Source organism: Streptomyces sp. NPDC006458, from assembly GCF_040612135.1.
Classification (GTDB): Bacteria; Actinomycetota; Actinomycetes; order Streptomycetales; family Streptomycetaceae; genus Streptomyces.
Genome location: NZ_JBEXPR010000028.1, coordinates 57,780 through 76,379, shown reverse-complemented (window position 1 = coordinate 76,379; position 18,600 = coordinate 57,780). Strand labels below are relative to the sequence as shown.

The following is an 18,600-nucleotide window of genomic DNA, read 5'->3' as shown; positions in this document are numbered from 1 at the left end:
GCGACGCCGTGCCATGAGCGCGCGGGCCTCGGGCCGCGTACACGGCGGTCACCGGCGCAGGCGCGCCGCTCTCGCCGGCCGGCCGGAAGCGGGCCACGCGCGGCGGCCCGCCGAAGTAAGGGGATCTGTGGGGGGAGATCGAGAGGTGGGTCGATACGACAGGTGACCGACCGTCGACAGGACGCTAGCAATGCCTGGTCGGGCCCAGCCAACGGCCGAAGCCGACTTTCTGAACTCGCCCTGTGGACACGGCCGTTCAGCTGATCAGCGATCTTCCCGGTGTCATGCGCCACCAGTACTCCGGCGTCACGCCTGGTCCGGGCGCGGTCTCGTCGTGATCGGCCGGCCGCCGGGCCGGCAGCCGGCCGCCTGTGGAGACGATGGAGGACCTCGACGGAAGTCCTCCCGGACGGGGCGGTCGTCGACGAAGCGGGAACCCCGGTGGGCGACCGCTGGAACCCCCCGCTCTCGGGCGGGGGGACGTCACAAAGTCTCGACGGTCTTCTTGGTCCAACGGGCGCGTCCACCGCAGTCTTGGACGGTCAGAAAGCGCCACCGCGCGGACGGCACACCGGCCGCGGCCGGACGGAGGAAGCCCGAATGCCCCGGACGAAGAAGATTCTCATCGCACTGACGAGCCACGGCGAACTGGGCGACACCGGCCGCCCCACCGGCTTCTACCTGCCCGAGGTCGCCCAGCCCTGGAAGGTGTTCACCGACCACGGCTACGAGGTCGACCTGGTCTCCGTGCGCGGCGGCGAACCGCCGATGATCGGGCACGACACCGACGACCCCGTCCACACGGCGTTCCTGGCGGACGCGGAGATGAGCGCCCAGCTGGCGCACACCCCGCGCCCCGACCAGGTGTCCGCCGCCGACTACGACGCCGTCTACTACGCCGGCGGGCACGGCACGATGTGGGACTTCACCGGCGTCGCCCCCGCGCTCGCCCGGCTCGCCACCGACATCTACGAGGCCGGCGGCGTGGTCTCCGCGCTGTGCCACGGCCCGGCCGCCCTGCTCGACATCCGCCTGTCCGACGGCACCGCACTGGTCGAGGGCAAGCGGCTGACGGCGTTCACCAACGAGGAGGAGGCCGCCGTCGAGCTGACCGACGTGGTGCCGTTCGCCCTGCAGGACGCGCTCCAGGAACTGGGCGCCAAGCACGAGGGCGCGAAGGCGTTCACCACCCATGTGGTGGTGGACGGGCGCCTGGTCACCGGGCAGAACCCCGCCTCGGCCACGGCCGCGGCGGAAGCCGTGGTCCGCGTGCTGTCGGCCGCGTGAGCCGCGCGGGCGGCTGCGGCCGACGCGCGCGGCGGTGCTCGTCCCGACGGCGGCACCCGGCCCGTGCGTCGGTGCTCGCCCCGAGCGGAGCGAGCGAGCGGAGAGGGGAGTTCTGAATGGTTGCGTACGGTCCCGGGACGCGTCTCCGGGACGGTGGTCCGGTCGCCCCCGGGGCGTCCGGCGACGAGGAGCGCGAGCACCGGCTCGTTCAGGCCCTGCCCGCGCTGCTCACGAGTGCCGCCCGGATTCCGTCCCTCGCCGCCAAGTACGAGAAGTGGCAGGAGCCCGGCAGGACCCCGGTCCTGTCCGAGCTGCCCGTCATGACCCGGGCCGAGCTGGTCCGCGCCACCGAGGAGACCACCAGACTCCCGGAGGGGGCGGGCCCGGCGCTGCTGTGGGCCGAGGGCGGCACCCTGGCCGAGCCGGGGCTCACCCTCACGCCCGAACACCTGTTCGCTCCGCAGATCCGCTGGACCTGGCAGCCGCTGGGCCCGCGGGACGTCCTGCTCAACCTCCACCCGCCGGGCACCCTGCGGCCCGACCACTATCTCTTCAACCGCTTCGCCGCCGAGTCCGGCGCCAGCACCTTCGCTTTCGGCCGCCCGCCGGCCGGGGCCTGGGACGACTGGCAGGAGTTCTTCGGCCGGCAGGGCGTCACCGCCGTGGCCGCGCCGCCGGAGACCCTGGCCCGGCTGATCGGCAGCACGTCCTCCGGCCGCCCGCTGCCGTGGCTGCGCACCCTGCTGCTCGGCGGCACCACGCACGACACGACCTCCGACGCCGTGATCGCGGAGTGCTTCCCCTACACCGAGGTCTGGCGGCTGTACGGCGCGCCGGGCGCCTGGGTGGTGGGGCAGCGCGGCCCGCACTGTCTGCCCGACATCTACCATCCGCTGCCGCACCAGTACGTCGAGATCGTGGACGGCAACCTGCTGGTGACGACGCTCGACACGGGCAAGACCCCGCCCCTGATCCGCTACGAGACCAGGGACCGGGGCGAGTTCACGGCCTGTACCTGCGCGCTGCGCACCCCCGCGATCCGGGTGCTCGGCACCACCGCGCCCTACTTCCGTTTCCACGGCCGTACCTTCTCCGCCCGCGAGATCGCCGAACTGGCCATCTCCACCGAGGAGGTGGCCGCGGCCCAGGTCGCAGTCAACGGCGAGCAGCGCATCCAGCTCAGGGTCCGGCTGGTGCCCGGAGTGCCCGACGACCACCACACCAGCGAGTGGATCAGGTTCCAGGTGCTGCGCGGCCATCTCGCGCTCGCCGCGGGTCTCGCGGACCAGCCCGAACTGTTCGACGTGGTGGTCGTGGACGAACTGAACAGCACCTCCGACCTCGTCTCCGACGAGTTCTGAGTCCCGCGCCGTGGAGGACCGACGCAGGAGCCGCCCGCGAACACCCGTGGATCCAACCTTGGTTACGAGAGGAACTGCCATGTCCGAACAGCACACTTCGCAGTCCGGCGACCGTCAGGAGGCGGTGCCGCAGGCCGACGACGAGATCCTGGTCGCGGTGCGCGCGGTGGCACCCGAACTCGACGAGATCATCAGGGCGGAGCCGCTGCCCGAGGGCTGGTTCCCCGGCTGGGACGTGGCCGGTGTGGTGGTCAAGGCGGCCCCCGAGGGGTTCAGCCCGATGCCGGGCGACCGGGTCGTGGGCGTCGCCACCGGCCTGGAGTGGACCTCCACCATGTCCGTGCCGTCCGACTACGCCGTCGTCCTGCCCGACTACGTCAGCTTCGAGCAGGCCGCCGAGCTGCGGGTGGCCGTGCTGACCGCCCTGCGGCTGGTGCGCAGCGCGGGCACGCTGAGCGACCGCCGGGTGCTGGTCACCGGCGCCGACCAGGGCATCGGCCGACTCCTGGTCGAACTGGCCGCCGCGCTGGGCGCCGAGGTCAGCGCGCTGGTGCAGGACGGCTCCCGCGCCGACGAGGTCAGCGCGCTGGGCGCCACCCAGGTCTTCGCCGGCTTCGAGGGCATCGACTCCGGCTACGACGTGGTCTACGAGGCCGCCTACGGCGACCAGATCGCCGCGGGCCACGGGCTGGTCGCCGATGGCGGCACGGCCTTCCTGTACGAGAGCTTCGCCGCGCACGGGGCCGACATCGGGTTCTTCCGCTTCTTCGGCGGGCCGCAGGAGGCCGGGCTGCGTCACTTCGTGCTCCGCGTGGCGACCCCGGCGGACCGTGAACTGGCGCAGCTGCTCGACCTGTTGACGACCGGTGAGCTGTCTCTGGGCAAGCAGACGGAGTTGGCCGTGGTGACGGCTTGACCGGTCGGGGCGCGGGCGTGACGAGGGTCGCCCGCGCCCCTTTTCCGTGCCCGGGGCCCGGCATGACGGTCACGCATGCCGGCACCCCGGGCACGGGCGTTCGCACGGCCCCGGGTGCGGCCTCGTCGCCGGGGTGCGGGTGCGGCTGCGGGTGTGGGGTGGCCGTTCGCGCCCACGCGGCGGCAGCCGCGGGTTCACCGGAGCCCGCGCCCTTTGGGGTGTTGTGCGCGCTGTTCCTCGCGCGGTGCGGTGCTTCTTCGGTCGTGGGTGCCGGCTTGTCGCCGGGGTGCGGGTGTGGGGTGGCCGTTCGCGCCCACGCGGCGGCAGCCGCGGGTTCACCGGAGCCCGCGCCTCTTTGGGGTGTTGTGCGCGCTGTTCCTCGCGCCCTTGGGGGCTTGCGGCGGGCTTCTTGGGGGCGCGGGGAACTGCGCGATCAGCCACGTGCCACCCGCACCCGGCACTCCGCACCCGGCACTCGCACTCCGCACCCGGCACTCGCACTCCCCACTCCGCACCCGGCACCCGGCACCCGGCCGCCCCCCGCCCCGCGGCTGCGTGTCGGGTGGGCGGGTGGGCGGGTGGGCGGCGAGAAGGGCGGTCCGGCTGATGCCGGGCCGCCCTTCGTGTGCCGCGGGGGTCAGGCCGGGTAGCTGCGGGCGCCCAGCCATTCGGTCAACTCGGTGCGCAGACGGTCCAGTTCGCCCTCGTGGCCGTGGGCGGCGATGTGCCCGTCGGGGCGGATCAGGTAGTAGCCCTGGGTGCCGCAGCCGGTCTCCGGGCGGGTCGCGCCGCCGGCCAGCTCGACCACCCGGACCTCCTGCCAGGGCGCGGACAGGGCCCGCACCTGCTCGCGCCAGGAGGCGGCCTCGCCGCGGCACACGGTCACCACGGTCCAGCTCGCCGGACGCGGGCCCGGCCCGGCGATGCCGTTCGGGGCGGCCAGGGCGCGCGGGAAGACCATGCCGACGGTGAGGCCCCCGGGCAGCCGGCCGCGCACCTTGCAGCCCGGCAGGCCGCCCGGCAGCTGGGTGTCGCGGACAGCGGGGTAGGAGAGCCTGCGCCCGGCCATCACGGGGGCGTAGAGCCGGAACAGCCGGCTGCGTTCGGCGACCCGGAAGGCCGCGTCGCGGGCGCGGACGGCCATCGCCCCCTTCACCAGCCAGCCGCGGGTCTGGATGTCGGTGTCGCGCACCACCCGCTGCGCGACGGCCGACCGCTCGGGGCCGTAGGTGTCGAGCAGGCTCGACGGGGCCTTGCCCTGGATGACCGCGGCCAGCTTCCAGGCGAGGTTGTGGGCGTCCTGCATACCGGTGTTCAGGCCCTGCCCGCCGGCCGGGCTGTGCACGTGCGCCGCGTCCCCGGCGATGAACACCCGGCCGAGCTGGAACTGCGTGGCGTGCCGGGCGTGCACCCGGAACTCCGACTCCCACACCGGGTCGACGAGCTTCACCCCGCGCGGGCCGCGCTCGTCCACGATCCGCTGCATCTTCTCCACGGTCACCTTCTCGCCGGGCGCCATGCTGGAGAAGAACCGGAAGACGCCGTCCGGGAGGGCGACCACGACCAGGGCCCCGGCCGGCGACTGGTAGTACAGCGCCTGGTCGGGCGGCAGGAAGCCCTCGATGCGGGCGTCGACGAGGGCGAAGGCGCTCTCGTAGGTGCTCCCGGTGAAGCCGCTGCCGAGCTGGGCGCGCACCGCGCTGCCCGCCCCGTCGGTGCCGATGACGAACGGCGCCCGGCAGCGCTCCAGCCGGCCGTCGGCGTGCTCCAGCACGGCTGTGACGCCGTCGGAGGCCTCGACGCGGCCGGAGAAGTCCATGGAGTCGAAGGTGAGCAGCCGCACACCGCGTTCCACCTTGCCGCCGAGCTGGGCGAGGCGGTCGCGCAGAATGCGCTCGGTCTCGTTCTGCGGCAGGCACAGCGGGGTCAGATGCTGTGGAAAGTCGAAGGTCGCGAGCCTGCGCCGGTCGGAGAAATAGCTGAACGCGTTGATCGGAAGGCCCGCGGCGCGCAGTTCGGGCAGCACACCCAGGTCCTCGAAGAGGTCGATGCTGCGCGGCCAGACCAGCAGCGCCTTGGGGAACGGCGAGGGCTGTGGCGCACGGTCCACGATGCGTACGCGTATGCCGCGTCGCAGCAGTTCACAGGCGGCCACCATGCCGGTCGGCCCGGCGCCCACGATCAGGACGTCGAAGGACTCTGCGGACGGGGCCGGGGGCGTCTGCGCAGGTCGTTCGGTGCTCGCCACGGATCCTCCAGGTGTCTGCTTGACGATGACCATCAGATATCTTACTGTGCTCTGGAATCTTATGCTCTAGGTCATGCGGCGCAACGTCAAGCAGCCCGGCAGGCGAGAGAAGCAGAGGAAAGAGGGGTCATGACCACCCAGACCGAGCTCCGGCAGGCGGAGTCCTTACCGCCCGAGGAGGGATCCGGCTCCCTCGTCGTGATGATCGCGGTCGCGCTGGCCAGCGTCCTGTTGCCCCTGGCCATCACCGCACCAGCCGTGGCCATGCCCGACCTGACCGTCGACCTCGACTCCAACGTCGCGGGCGGCCAGTGGGTACAGAACGCCTACGGCGTCACCTTCGCCGCGTGCATGCTGGCCGCCGGCACGCTCGCGGACCGGTTCGGCCGACGCCGCATCCTGGCGATCGGCACCGTCGTGTTCAGCCTGATGTCGGCCGTCGCCGCGCTGTCCACCGACATCCTGGTGCTGGACATCGCGCGCGCCCTGCAGGGCATCGGCGCCGCGGGCGTGCTTACCAGCGGCGCGGCCATCCTGGCCGCCTCCTTCACCGGACGCCGGCGCACCCAGGCGTTCGGCGTCCTCGGCACGTCCTTCGGCGCCGGTCTGGCGCTCGGGCCCATCCTGGGCGGCGCGCTGACCGGACTGGCCGGCTGGCGCGCGGTGTTCTGGCTGAACGTCGTCGTCGGCGCCGTCGCGCTGCTGCTGATGCCGCGCATCCGGGAGTCCAGGGACCCCAACGCCCACCGGGTGGACTGGCCCGGCCTGTTCACCTTCAGCAGCAGCCTGTTCCTGCTCGCGCTCGGCTTCGTCGAGGGCGGCGAGCGCGGCTGGGCCCACCCGGCGACCCTCGGCTCGCTGGCCGGCTTCCTGCTGTTCATGACGGCCTTCGTGATCGTCGAACAGCGCGTCGAACGGCCCATGTTCGACCTCTCGCTGTTCCGCAACCCCACCTTCGTGGTGGTGGTGTGCCAGCCGTTCACCATCACCTTCGGCTTCGTGGTGATGCTGAACTTCCTCCCGCCGTACTTCGACGGGGTCGGCGGCTACTCCACCACCGAGGCCGGTCTGCTCCTCCTGCCGCTGATGGCGCCGATCTTCGTGCTGCCACTGCTGATCGGCAAGCTGGTGGCCGACCGGGTCTCCCCGCGCATCCTGCTGTCGGTGAGCTCGGCGCTGATCGCCATCGGCTCGATCTGGATGATCGTCCTGTCGCCCGGCCAGTCCTGGGCCGTGACCGTCGCGCCCCTGCTGATCTTCGGGCTCGGCGTCGGATCGGCCTTCGGCGCGATGGACAACGCGGCCGTCAGCGTGGTGCCCGTGGAGCGGGCCGGCATGGCCTCGGGCATCTTCAACACCATGCGCATCGCGGGCGAGACCGTGGCCGTGGCCGCCGCGGGCGGCTTCCTCGCCTCCTTCACCCGAAGCGAACTCGCCGACCGGGCACCGGAGTTCGCCGACCAGGCCCCGCGCCTGGCCGGCGAGGCCACTCAGGGCCGTGTCCAGGAGGCCCTGGCCGGCATCCCCGCCGGGCAGCGCACCAACGCCCTGGACGCCGTCGCGGAGAGCCTCGCGGCGAGCCTGCACGTGGCGTTCGTCTTCCTCGCGGTCCTCGCGGCCCTCGGCGCGGTCGTCACGTTCTACGTCGTCAAGGACAAGGAACTCGCGGAAGCCGCGGGCTGACCGACCAGGCGGGCGGCCGGTGCGGCGGCCGCCCGCCCCCGCGCGCCGGGAAGCCGGCCCACGGCACCACCGGGCAGCGCGCGCAAGCGCCCCACAGGCCCACGGACCGGTGCCGTCACCAGCCGGAGCGCCCGGGCATTCCCCCGGTCCGGGCGCTCCACCTCGGGCCTCCCGGCCCCGCCGGCTCCCGGCGTCCACGGCGCAACTCCCCCTGGCACCTCCTCATCTCACACCAACCCGAAAGCAGGAGAACATGCGTTACCGCTACCTGGGCGACACCGGCCTGTCCGTCTCCGAGCTCTGCTTCGGAGCGATGACCTTCGGCGGCGGGGCCTCCTTCCTCGGCGCCGCGGACCGCAACTGGTCCGAGTTCGGCACGGTCGAGGACAGCAACGTGCTGCGGATGATGGACCAGGCCCTCGACTCCGGCATCAACTTCTTCGACACCGCCGACGTCTACAAGAACGGCATGGGCGAGGAGTTCTTCGGCCGCACCCTGCAGAAGGTCCGCGACCGGGTCGTCATCGGCACCAAGGGCCGCTGGAGGATCACCGACGACCCCAACGACATCGGCTCCACCCGCCACCACCTGTACGCGGCGGTCGAGGGCAGCCTGCGCCGCCTCAACACGGACTACATCGACCTGTACCACCTGCACGGCTTCGACCCGCGCACCTCGCTCGACGAGACCCTGCGGGTCCTGGACGACCTGGTGAAGTCGGGCAAGGTCCGCTACATCGGCGTCTCCAACTTCGCCGGCTGGCAGCTGATGAAGGCCCTCGCGGTCTCCGACCGCCGCAACCTCAACCGCTTCGTCTGCTACCAGGGCTACTACAACATCGGCTGCCGCGACCTGGAGCGGGAGATCGTGCCGCTCTCCGTCGACCAGAACGTCGGCATCACCGCCTGGTCGCCGCTCGCCGGCGGATTCCTCACCGGCAAGTACCGCCGCGGCGAGGGCCGCCCCGAGGGCAGCCGCCTCGCCGAGCGCACCCCGGCCGAGTCCGCGCCGCTGACCGACGAGGACCAGGCGTACGACATCGTCGACGAGATGGCGAAGGTCGCCGAGGCGCACGACGCCACCGTCGCCCAGGTCGCCATCAACTGGGTGCTCGCCAAGCCCGGCATCACCTCCGCGGTGATCGGCGCGACCAAGCCGCACCAGCTGGAGGACAACCTCAAGGCCATGGAGTGGACGCTGACCGAGGACGAGCTCGCCCGCCTCGACAAGGTCAGCGAGACCACGGCCCCGTACCCCTACTGGCACATCGGCACCGTCGGCGCCGACCGCAAGCTCCCGGGCGACGTCTACCCCGCCTGATCCGAGGGCCCAGGGGCTGTCGTTCGGATCAGGTCGGCCATGAAAGGCACAGCACCTTTCGACCGGCCCCGGCCCCGCGACACCGACGAGATCCACACGGCAGCCCCAGCCCTGTGCGCCCGGAGGGACGACGCACGGATCGTCCCTCCGGGCGTTCCCCGTCCGCCCGGGCGCTCCCCGTCCGCACGAGCACGAGCAGGAATCACCACCACCGCGACCAGAAAGCCAGGCACGCCATGACCATTGCACCCGGCGTCGAGTCCGCGACGCTACCGCCACTGGACTACACACGTACCGTGGATCGGCTGCTCGTCCACCGAGATGCGCTGGGCGAGGTGTTCCTGACCGACCTGCAGAAGATCGACGAGGACCACTACGCGGCGGCGGCCCAGCTGCCCAGGTCGCACGCCTACTACGGCGACCACCTGCTGCGGCCCAGCGCCTACGACCCGCTGCTGGTCCTGGAGTCCTGCCGGCAGGCCGCCCTGGCCGGAGCCCACCGGTTCTACGGCGTCCCGGCGGACAGCAAGTTCATCCTCACCCAGCTGCGCCTGAGGCTGCACCGCCCGCAGATCTTCCTGGTCGGCGAGGCGCCCTTCGCGCTGGCGATGCGCATCCGGATCGTCGACCGCCGCGAGCGCGACGGCCGCACCACCGGCCTCGACTACGAGATCGACCTGGTGGACAGCCACGACGTGGTCATCGGACAGGCCGCGATCGGGCTGCGCTTCAAGACACCGACCGGCTATCTGACGCTCCGGCTGAACAACCGCCACGGTCTCGCGCTGCCGTCCTCGTCGACGTACCCGGTCAGCAGCCCCGGCCACCCGGTCCCGCCGCACCTGGTGGGCCGGCACAACCCGGAGAACGTCGTGCTGGTGGACGCCGCCGTCGCCGACGGCTCGGCGCACGCGTTGCTGCGCATCCCCGCCGCGCACGCCTCGATGTTCGACCACCCGCAGGACCACCTGCCCGGCATGGTGATCACCGAGGGCGCCCGGCAGCTCGCCCTGTTCGCCGCGCTCGACGTCGAGGGCATGTCCACCTCCAAGACGCTGGTCACCGAGATGGACGTGGTCTTCTCCCGGTTCGGCGAGCTGGAGGACGACACCGTGCTCACCGCCTGGGTCGACCCGTTCCTCGGCAACACCCCGCGCGGCGACAGCTACACCCTGGGCGGCCCGCTGCCCGCGGAGGACACCTGGGCGCTGCCGCAGCGGCTGCCGGTCCGGGTGGAGGCCACCCAGAAGGGCGAGGCGCTGTGCACGTACTCGCTGGTCCTGGCCCGGATATCGGTGTGACCGGGCGACGCCGCCCGGTTCGGAAGGGGGAAGGCCGATGACTACGGCCGTGTTCTCGGACGTCGACGAGACCCTGATCAGGGTCAAGAGCATGTTCAAGTTCCTGGAGTTCTACCTGGCGGAACGCGGTGAGCCCGCCGGCACCTACGACCGGCTGACCGGCGAGCTGCGCGCACAGGCCCTGCGGGGCGCGCCGCGCAACGAGATCAACCGCCGCTACTACCGCCTCTACCGCGGCGAGGGCGCCGAGAGGCTGGCCGCGGCCGGCCGGCGCTGGTTCGCCGACGCCTGGGAGAGGACCCCGAACGGCCTGTTCGTCACCGAGGTCGAGCAGGAACTGACCCGGCACCGCAAGGCCGGTCTGCCGCTGGTGCTGCTCTCCGGCTCGTTCTTCGCCTGTCTGGACCCGATCGCCGCCGACATCCGCGCCGACCAGGCACTCGGCACCCGCCCGGTGGTCCGGCGCGGCGAGCTGACCGGTGAGGTGCTCGTCCCCATGATCGGTGCCACCAAGGGCCGCGCGGTGCGCGTCTCTTCGGCCGTCCGCGGCTTCGACCTGACCGGCAGCTTCGCCTACGGCGACCACGGCAGCGACATCCCCATGCTGGAGGCCGTCGGCCACCCGGTCGTGGTCGGCGACGACGAGGAACTGGTCGGCCACGGCCGGCAGCACGGCTGGGGCCGCCTGCTGACCGGCGGACGGTCGCATTGAACGGACCGCCGCGCACCCGCAGCGGGGCCGCCGCGCCGAGGCGGCGGCCGACGGCCCATCCGCAAGGACCGGCGTGCCGCACTGTGCGGTCCGCCCAGGAAGTGGAGGCACGTACATGACCCGTATCGGAATTCTGGCCACCGGCTCATATCTGCCCAGCACGGTCCTGACCAACGAGGAGATCGCCCGGGGCGCGGGCGTCACGGACGAGTGGATCGTCCGGAAGACCGGCATACGCGAACGACGCCGCGCGGACGACCAGGACGCCACCTCCGACCTCGCCGCGCGCGCCGCCCAGGCCGCGCTGGAGCAGGCCGGGGTCGGCCCGCAGGACATCGCCTACATCGTGCTCGCCACCTCGACGCCGGACCACCCGCAGCCTGCGACCGCGAGCATCGTGCAGCACCTGATCGGCGCGGACAACGCGGCCGCGTTCGACATCAACGCCGTGTGCAGCGGCTTCGTCTACGCCACCACGGTCGCCGAGCGGCTGCTGCACGCGGGCGGCGAGGGGCGCTACGCCCTGGTCATCGGCGCGGACATCTACTCCCGCATCCTCGACTACTCCGACCGCAAGACGGCCATCCTGTTCGGCGACGGGGCCGGCGCGGTCCTGCTGGGCGCGGTCCCCGAGGGCTGCGGCATTCAGGAGACCAGCCTGCTGACCCGCGGCGACCAGTACCGGCTGATCAGCGTGCCCGCCGGCGGCAGCCGGATGCCGATCACCGAGGCCGCGCTGGAGACCGGGGCGCAGTACTTCCGGATGGACGGCCGCGGCGTGCGCTCCTTCGTCCAGGAGAACCTGCCCAAGGCCCTGGACGAACTGCTCCAGCGGGCCGGCGTACGCCACGAGGACGTCAAGCACTTCGTCCCGCACCAGGCCAACGGCGTGATGCTGGGCGAGGTCTGGCCGGATCTCGGCCTGCCCGAGGCCAAGATGCACCTGACCCTGTCGAGTTACGGCAACACCGGCTCCGCCTCGGTGCCCGTCACCCTCGACATCGCCCACCGCCGGGGCGAGTTCGCCGACGGCGACACCGTGCTGATGGCCGGTTTCGGCGGTGGCATGACGGTCGGCGCGGTCCTGGCCCGCTGGGCGCCCACGGCCTACAGTCGCTACGCCGAGCCCGCGCTGGCGGCGGTCGGCTCGTGACCACGGGCGGACGGGCGGAGGCGGCGCCACCGGCGGTGGACGCCCCCTCCGCCCGTCGGCACCCGCAGGCCCCCGAGGACCCGGAACTCGACGAGATGATCCGCCGGTTCGTGGCGGCGCGGCGGCGGGCCAATCTGCGCCGCGCCGCCGAGCGCTCGCTGCGGCTGCGGCTGCTCGGCCTCGAACCCCAGCCGCCGGAGCGGTGAGCCGCGGCTCTTTCTGGGGCCGGGTGGGCGCGAGAAGCCAGGCGGATCGGGCGACGTGGGCAAGAGGAAGGGGCGGGGAACGCCGGCCGGCGTTCCCCGCCCCTTCGCGTGGGCGCGCGGATCAGTAGATGCCGAACATCCGCACCGGGCCGGCGAACCCGCCGCGGTGCTTCATCAGGCCGACGACCGCGACGGCGCCCGCCTCGGGCAGCCGGCCGGTGTTGGCGGCCCACTCGATGCCGTAGTGGTTCGTGGGCAGCAGGATCTTGTGGGTGTGCGCGCCCTTGAAGTTGTTCTCACCGGAGTCCATGCTCGGGCTGTCGACCGAGATCCCGACGACGTTGCGGCGGGACTCCAGGAACTCGGACGCGTCCCAGCCGAAGCCGGGGAAGTGCGGGATGTTCTCGGCGTCGCGGTTGTAGATGCGCTCGGGGTCGTTGATGCGGTCGGCCCAGCCGCTGTCCATGGCGACGAGCGCGCCGTCGGGGATACGGCCGTGCCGGCTCTCCCACTTGGCGAGGTCGCGGTAGGTGACCAGGGCGTCGGGGTCCTTCGCGGCGCGCTCGGCGATGCGGATGACCACGAGCGGCGCGATGAGGTTCTCGGCCGGGATCTCATCGCTGGACCAGGCACCGTTGTCGAAGTGCTTCGGGCAGTCCATGTGCGTGCCGCTGTGCTCGTCCATGGTGATCATGAACGTGTTGTAGCCCTCCTTGTCGAGGGTGGCCACCTGGTCGAACGTGGCGGGCGCGACGAACGGCGTGAAGCCGGGGAAGTCCGATCCCCAGGTGTGGCTCATGTCGACGAGCGTCCGGCCGCGGCCGAGCAGCTTGTGGGTGTCCACCTTGGTGGAGGCGGCCGCGGCGGGGGTGGCGTCCAGCAGGCCCATGCCGGCCACGGTGGCGCCCAGGGCGCCGCTCAGCCCGAGCATCCGGCGCCGGCTCGTGCCGGAGGCGGCCGCCTCACGGCGGACCTCCCCGGCCGACTGGACGCTCTCCTCGGGGTTGCCCGCCTTGTGGGCCAGGATCTTGTCGTCCTCCTCCGTGTACTTGTCTCCGAACACGGCCTTCATTACCCAGGTTCCGCACACGCTGGGGGTCTCCTTCTCACGGGTCGGGATTCTTCGGTGACGCTGTGCTGGTGGGGGGTTGAGGGGTACGATCCCATGTAAGCATAAGATCTCTGATGGCTGTAAGTCTTCTTGCAAATTCTCGATGTCTGGGGGTCAAACGCGGATGGACGTCGTACTCGTGCCGCTGGCGGACGGATTCATGCAAGTCGGGGTCTTCGTGGCGATGCTGGTCGGGGTGTTCTCGGTGCTCCGCAGCCGCTACGGGGACCGGCTCGTGGTGGCCCTGGAGTCACGTCGCAAGGCCGGACCCCTGGTCGGCGCGCTGCTCGGCGTCTCACCGGGCTGCGCGGGGGCGCTGATGCTCACGCCGCTGTACACCCGGCGCACCGTCAGCTTCGGCACGGTCATCGCCGGGATCACGGCCACCATGGGTGACTCGTCCTGGGTGATCATGGCCGGTGAGCCGGTGACGGCCCTGAAGGTGCACATCCTGCTGTTCCTGACCGGCCTGGCGTGCGGCTACGCCATCGACGCCCTGCACATCACGCCCGAGCGGCTCGGCTCGGCGGTCCGCGCCCGCCGCCGCGAGGCGGCACGCGTCCCGGCGGCCGTCGGCGCGTCCGTGGGCGTCCACGCGGCCACCGTGACCGTGGCCGCGGCGGGCGCCGTGACCGGGGCGGGAGAGGGCGCCGGCGGCACCTCGGTCGCGGCACCGGTGAAGAGCCGTCCCGCCGCGGACGTCCTGGACCCGGCGCCGGCGAAGGACGTTCCCGACGCGCCCCCGAAGCCGGTCGTACGGCTGCTCGTGCCCGCGCTGTGGGTGATCGCCGCGCTGGCCTCGCTCGTCGCCGTGCCGGTCGCCTTCCAGATGGTGCGGGCGGGCACCCTGACCCGGCTCCTGGGCGGCGTCGACCCCTATGTGGCCCTCGGTGTCCTCGGCACCGCGACCTGCGCGGCCCTGGCCTTCGCCGAGCGCGGCAAACCGCACCACCGGGACGTGCTGGCCGGTCGCCGGACCGCGCAGGCGCTGCGGGAGGGCGCGGGGGAGTGCGCCACGATCGTGGTCTGGGTGTCGCTGGTCTATGTGCTGTGGAGCGTCATCCAGACGACCACCGGCTTCGACGGCAGCCAGCTGCCGATGCAGGGCCTGCCCGGGGTGCTGGCCGGCGCGCTGGTGGGTCTGATCCCGGGCTGTGCCGTGCAGATCGCGTTCACGTCGCTGTATCTGTCCGGGGTCGCGCCGCTGCCCACGCTGATGGCCAACGCCGTCAGCCAGGACGGGGACGCGCTGCTGCCGCTGATCTCCCAGGACGGCCGGGCCGCCGCGCTCACCACGGTCATCACCACCGTTCCCGGGCTGGTGGTGGGTTCGGCGATGCTGCTGTGGATGTGAGCGGTCCGCGGCACACCGAGAGGCGGGCACCCGGGTCGGGTGCCCGCCTCCGGCGAGTGTGCGCGGGGTGACTCAGGCGGCGGCCGGCGGCTGCTCCACGCGGCTGCCGCGCATCAGCCAGGTGGGACCGTCGGCGTACTCGCTGATCGCCTTGAAGAACGTGGCGAAGTGCTCGCCGTCGCAGTGCGTCTGGAAGGCCGCCTCGTCCGCGTACGCCTCGTACAGGTAGAAGCGGTCGGGGTTCTCCGGGTCCGCGATCAGGTCGAAGGCCAGGGTGCCCGGCTCGTCGGCCGTCGAGCGGCGGCCGTCCTCCAGCGCCGAGTCGATGAAGTCCTGGCGACGCTCGGGCGGGACGGTGAAGGACACGGCGATCGTGTACATGGGACCTCTTCCTCCGGGTGCACAGGGCAGAGTGCTGCTATCTCTGATGCTCCATCGAGATCAGATAACCCTAAGATATCTTATGGATGGCTCCCAGGGAGCGCACATCCGGTCGTACGAGGGGGGGTGGCTCGGAACGGGGAGCGGTGGGGCGCTACTTGACCGTCTCGGGCCTGAAAGCGGCCAACGCCTGCGAGCACTTGTCGAGACGGCCGAGGAACTCCTTGGCCTCGACCTCGGTGAAGCAGCCGGACAGCAGGGTCTCCACCTGCATGGCCGCCTCGTCGGCGCGGCGGATCAGTGACAGGCCCGAGCGGGTGAGCCGGGCCTCCAGGATGTGACTGTGGATCGGGTGCGGCTTGCGCTCCACCAGTCCCCGGCCCTCCAGCGTGGACAGGACCGAGGACATGGTCTGCGGTGTGACCATGCAGCGGCGCGCGAGGGCCGCGCCGGACAGACCGGGCTCCTGTGACAGGGCGAGCATGACCGTGTACTGCGGCAGGTTGATCTTGAAAGGACGGAGGGCCGCGTGCTTCGCCGCGGTCAGCTCCTGCTCGACTCGCTTGATGCGGTGTCCCATGCGCTCATCCACTGTCGACCCCATGGCGTAAGGCTACCTGCATATGTCTTATCCGTATACGGGAGCTGTTGCTCTCCGTAAACGGCATGCCTGCTGCCCGGCGGGCGGCGGCCAAGCCCCCGTGTGCGTCCTGCGGAGTGCTCAGCCCCGCGCTCGCCGGCGCAGCGACGCGTCGGCGAGATGGGGTGGTGTCCAGTCCGCGTCGGCCGGATTGAGGTCGGTGCCCGGCGGTACGAGGGCGTCGATCCGGTCCAGGGTCGCGTCGTCCAGCGTGACGTCGGCCGCGGCGAGCAGGTCGGTGAGCTGCCCGGGTGTGCGCGGTCCGATGATGGCGCTGGTCACCCCCGGGTGGCTGAGCACGAAGGCCAGTGCCAGGTGGGTGAGTGAGAGCCCGGCCTCGGCGGCGATGCCGGTCAGCCCCTCGACTACGTCGTGCTTGCGGGCGTTGCCCGGCAGCGACGGGTCGAACTTGTGCGGGATGAGGTTGCGGCGGAAGTCGTTCAGCTCCGGTTCCGCACCCCGGCGCCAGCGGCCGGTGAGCCAGCCGCTGGCCAGCGGGCTCCAGGTCAGCACGCCGATGCCGTAACGCTGCGCGGTGGGCAGCACCGAGCGTTCCACGCCCCGCATGAGGATCGAGTACGGCGGCTGCTCGGTGTGGAAGGGGACATGGCCGCGGCGCTCGGCGGTCCAGCGGGCCTCCACCATGTGCTCGGCCGGGAAGTCGGAGGAGCCGATGGCCAGGACCTTGCCCTCGCGCACGAGGTCGGACAGCACACCGAGGGTCTCGTCGAGGTCGGTGGCCGGGTCCGGGCGGTGGATCTGGTAGAGGTCGATCCGGTCGGTGTCGAGCCGGCGCAGGCTCTCCTCGACGGCCTGGCGGATCCAACGCCGGGAGTTCCCGCGCCGGTTGGGGTCCTGCCCCATCGGGAAGTGCACCTTGGTGGCGAGGACCACCTCGTCCCGGCGGCCCTTGAGGGCCTCGCCGAGGATGGCCTCGGACTCTCCGGCCGAATACATGTCGGCGGTGTCGACCAGGTTGATGCCCGCGTCCAGAGCGGTGTGGACGAGCCGGACGGCCTCCTCACGGTCCCGGTTCCCCCAGGCTCCCAGCATCATCGTGCCCAGAGCCAGGCGGCTGACCGTGATGCCGGTGCGGCCGAGCAGGTCGGTGCGCACAGCGGTCCCCTCTCAGTCGGTTCGGTTGACGTACCCTTTACCATCATAAGATATCTGACACTGATAAGGGGTGAGATCAATGTCTGAGTTAGGGGACTTTCTTCGCCAACACAGAGCGGCCGTGCGTCCGGCCGACGTCGGGATGGAGCCGAGCCTCGCCCGGCGCCGCGTCGCGGGGCTGCGCCGCGAGGAGCTGGCCCTGCTCACCGGCATCAGCGTCGACTACTACGCCCGCCTGGAGCAGGGCCGCGTCCTGACCGCCTCGCCCGAGGTGCTGGACGCCCTCGCCGGCGCCCTGTGCCTGGACGCCGGCGAACGGACGCTGCTGTACCGCCTGGCCGACCGGTGAACGCCTCAGGCGGCCGGAACCGCGATACGCGACAGGCCCGCTGACTCGTGTTCGTACAGCGCACGCGTCAGGGCCGTCACGGCGTGCGCCACCGACACCATCGTCATGTGGTGGTGCCAGCCCCGGAAGGAGCGGCCCGCGAAGTCCCGGGCGCCGAGCGGCTCGGAGACCTCGACCATGTCGCGCTCGACGCTCTTGGCGAGCATCGCGGTGCGGTAGACCGTACCGAACTGGGCCCGGGGGAGATTGGTGAGCCAGAACTCGCCCGGTGTCGTGCGGTCGCGCGAGTTCCAGGCGCCCATCAGCACCAGTTCCTGGCGCTCGACCAGGGTGGAGGGCTCGGTCCGGCGTCGCACCAGCACCGGGCTGGCGCCCACGAACGTGGCGCGGACGGTGTCGGAGGCCGCGTCGTACCACTCCACCGGCATGCAGTTGTGGGCCAGCGTGACGACCGCCGCGCGGGCCCCGCCGGGCTGGGTGTCGCCCGGCCGGCGGCGCGTCTCCATGCTCATCCACCGTGAGCGGGGGTTGATCCGCACCACGAACGGCACGCGCCTGGCGTTGAGTTCGGCGCACACGGGATACGGGTCCGTCTCGGTCAGGTCCATCACCACCGGCCGGTCCGGCAGCCGCCACTCCCGGGTCATCCGCTCGATGGAGTCGAGCGCGCACTGGTGCGGCGGCGCGGCGCCGACATGGTCCGGGATGGAGGCGCGCCGCCGCTGCTCGGGATGGTCGGTCCAGCACTCCGGCAGGGCGAGCCGCCAGTCCACCGGGGCGCTGCCGCGCTCGGAGACCATCCAGACGCCCACCGCCTGCTGGCAGTTGACGAGCCGGCCCAGGTGCGGCACCCACTGGCGCTCCACGCCGACCGAGTGCTGCCCGATCTTGGTGATGACCAGCGGCTGCACCACCCAGGCGCGGGGGTTGAGATGGTCGGACAGCATCCGGGCGACTTCGCGGCGCACCGGCCCACAGGTCCAGGGGGACTTGGTGATGAACTGATACAGGCTCTGCTCGACGGCGTTCCCGCCGCCGTTGGCCAGCGCCCGGATCGTCTTCTTGCCCCGCACGGTCAGAAGAGAACGTGCGTAAAGCTCGCCCCAGTAGCGCTGGTCCCTGCGTGGAATCGAGTGGAGCGCGCGGTCGAGAACGTCCTCGAAAACCTTCTCGTACGCCTCTCCGGGAGGTGTGAGTAGATCTGTGGCAGGCATGGCAAGGCCTTCTTCGCAAGTCTGGATGTGCGTCTCGTCGCGTTCCGGAAAAAGAGCTGAGCGACCGACTATTTAAAAAGGTCGGTCAGTTGGATTCCGCTCTTCGATATGCGGACGTCCGTCACTTGTGAGGAATGCGCCGGATGAACGGGCACACGGTCCGGGCTCGGACCAGGGGCCGGGCGGCTGCCCGGGCGCCGCGAGGGGCGCTCGTCCGGCCCCTGGTCCTGGGAAACCCGCGGGATCC

General features: G+C 71.8%; 17 protein-coding genes. 11 read left to right on the top strand and 6 right to left on the bottom strand.

Going from position 1 to position 18,600, the window contains the following annotated elements; genetic code table 11:
* The first annotated feature begins 600 nt into the window (after window positions 1-600).
* The 3 genes from ABZZ79_RS31200 (at window position 601) to ABZZ79_RS31190 (ending at window position 3,564) form a co-directional block, all read left to right on the top strand.
* Window positions 601-1,287, top strand: a complete 687-nt coding sequence (locus tag ABZZ79_RS31200; RefSeq protein ID WP_356694467.1) for a type 1 glutamine amidotransferase domain-containing protein — start codon at window positions 601-603, stop codon at window positions 1,285-1,287.
* Window positions 1,288-1,403: 116 nt separating this feature from the next.
* On the top strand, window positions 1,404-2,648 hold the full coding sequence (locus ABZZ79_RS31195; protein WP_356694465.1) for a hypothetical protein: 1,245 nt from the start codon (window positions 1,404-1,406) through the stop codon (window positions 2,646-2,648).
* 79 nt (window positions 2,649-2,727) lie between these two features.
* Window positions 2,728-3,564, top strand: a complete 837-nt coding sequence (locus ABZZ79_RS31190) for a hypothetical protein (protein ID WP_356694463.1) — start codon at window positions 2,728-2,730, stop codon at window positions 3,562-3,564.
* 637 nt (window positions 3,565-4,201) lie between these two features.
* Here ABZZ79_RS31190 and ABZZ79_RS31185 read toward each other — a convergent pair.
* A complete protein-coding gene (locus tag ABZZ79_RS31185) occupies window positions 4,202-5,812 on the bottom strand; it encodes an FAD-dependent monooxygenase (RefSeq protein ID WP_356694461.1) in 1,611 nt (536 codons plus the stop codon).
* A 129-nt stretch (window positions 5,813-5,941) separates the two neighbouring features.
* Between ABZZ79_RS31185 and ABZZ79_RS31180 the strand changes: the two genes are divergently transcribed.
* The 6 genes from ABZZ79_RS31180 (at window position 5,942) to ABZZ79_RS31155 (ending at window position 12,188) form a co-directional block, all read left to right on the top strand.
* Window positions 5,942-7,495, top strand: a complete 1,554-nt coding sequence (locus ABZZ79_RS31180; RefSeq protein WP_356694459.1) for an MFS transporter — start codon at window positions 5,942-5,944, stop codon at window positions 7,493-7,495.
* Window positions 7,496-7,748: 253 nt separating this feature from the next.
* On the top strand, window positions 7,749-8,816 hold the full coding sequence (locus tag ABZZ79_RS31175) for an aldo/keto reductase (RefSeq protein WP_356694457.1): 1,068 nt from the start codon (window positions 7,749-7,751) through the stop codon (window positions 8,814-8,816).
* Between the two features lie 236 nt (window positions 8,817-9,052).
* Entirely contained in the window at window positions 9,053-10,117 is a 1,065-nt protein-coding gene (locus tag ABZZ79_RS31170; RefSeq protein ID WP_356694455.1) for a ScbA/BarX family gamma-butyrolactone biosynthesis protein, read from the top strand.
* A gap of 37 nt (window positions 10,118-10,154) precedes the next feature.
* A complete protein-coding gene (locus ABZZ79_RS31165; protein WP_356694453.1) occupies window positions 10,155-10,829 on the top strand; it encodes an HAD-IB family hydrolase in 675 nt (224 codons plus the stop codon).
* 115 nt (window positions 10,830-10,944) lie between these two features.
* Window positions 10,945-11,982, top strand: coding sequence for a ketoacyl-ACP synthase III (locus ABZZ79_RS31160; RefSeq protein WP_356694451.1), 1,038 nt, complete (start codon window positions 10,945-10,947; stop codon window positions 11,980-11,982).
* A complete protein-coding gene (locus ABZZ79_RS31155; protein WP_356694449.1) occupies window positions 11,979-12,188 on the top strand; it encodes a hypothetical protein in 210 nt (69 codons plus the stop codon). Before ABZZ79_RS31160 ends, ABZZ79_RS31155 begins: the two co-directional genes overlap by 4 nt.
* A gap of 121 nt (window positions 12,189-12,309) precedes the next feature.
* Here the strand turns inward: ABZZ79_RS31155 and ABZZ79_RS31150 are convergent, their stop codons facing one another.
* Complete coding sequence (locus tag ABZZ79_RS31150) at window positions 12,310-13,260, bottom strand: cyclase family protein (RefSeq protein ID WP_356694447.1); 951 nt, start codon at window positions 13,258-13,260, stop codon at window positions 12,310-12,312.
* Between the two features lie 163 nt (window positions 13,261-13,423).
* On the opposite strand from ABZZ79_RS31150, the gene ABZZ79_RS31145 reads away from it, so the two are divergent.
* Window positions 13,424-14,653 carry a putative manganese transporter gene (locus tag ABZZ79_RS31145; protein WP_356694445.1) on the top strand — a complete coding sequence of 410 codons (1,230 nt, stop codon included), beginning with the start codon at window positions 13,424-13,426 and terminating at the stop codon, window positions 14,651-14,653.
* Between the two features lie 72 nt (window positions 14,654-14,725).
* Here the strand turns inward: ABZZ79_RS31145 and ABZZ79_RS31140 are convergent, their stop codons facing one another.
* The 3 genes from ABZZ79_RS31140 to ABZZ79_RS31130 form a co-directional block, all read right to left on the bottom strand.
* A complete protein-coding gene (locus ABZZ79_RS31140; protein WP_356694443.1) occupies window positions 14,726-15,034 on the bottom strand; it encodes a putative quinol monooxygenase in 309 nt (102 codons plus the stop codon).
* 154 nt (window positions 15,035-15,188) lie between these two features.
* Window positions 15,189-15,638, bottom strand: a complete 450-nt coding sequence (locus ABZZ79_RS31135) for a MarR family transcriptional regulator (RefSeq protein ID WP_356694441.1) — start codon at window positions 15,636-15,638, stop codon at window positions 15,189-15,191.
* 117 nt (window positions 15,639-15,755) lie between these two features.
* The gene (locus ABZZ79_RS31130) at window positions 15,756-16,790 is read right to left on the bottom strand and encodes an aldo/keto reductase (protein WP_356694439.1); all 1,035 of its coding nucleotides are present in this window, start codon (window positions 16,788-16,790) and stop codon (window positions 15,756-15,758) included.
* A gap of 79 nt (window positions 16,791-16,869) precedes the next feature.
* Here ABZZ79_RS31130 and ABZZ79_RS31125 point away from each other — a divergent pair, with 79 nt between their 5' ends.
* Entirely contained in the window at window positions 16,870-17,139 is a 270-nt protein-coding gene (locus tag ABZZ79_RS31125) for a helix-turn-helix transcriptional regulator (protein WP_356694437.1), read from the top strand.
* A gap of 5 nt (window positions 17,140-17,144) precedes the next feature.
* On the opposite strand, the gene ABZZ79_RS31120 is transcribed toward ABZZ79_RS31125, so the two are convergent.
* Window positions 17,145-18,353 (bottom strand): transposase, encoded by a 1,209-nt coding sequence (locus ABZZ79_RS31120; protein ID WP_356694435.1) that lies wholly within the window; start codon window positions 18,351-18,353, stop codon window positions 17,145-17,147.
* Window positions 18,354-18,600: the final 247 nt, after the last annotated feature.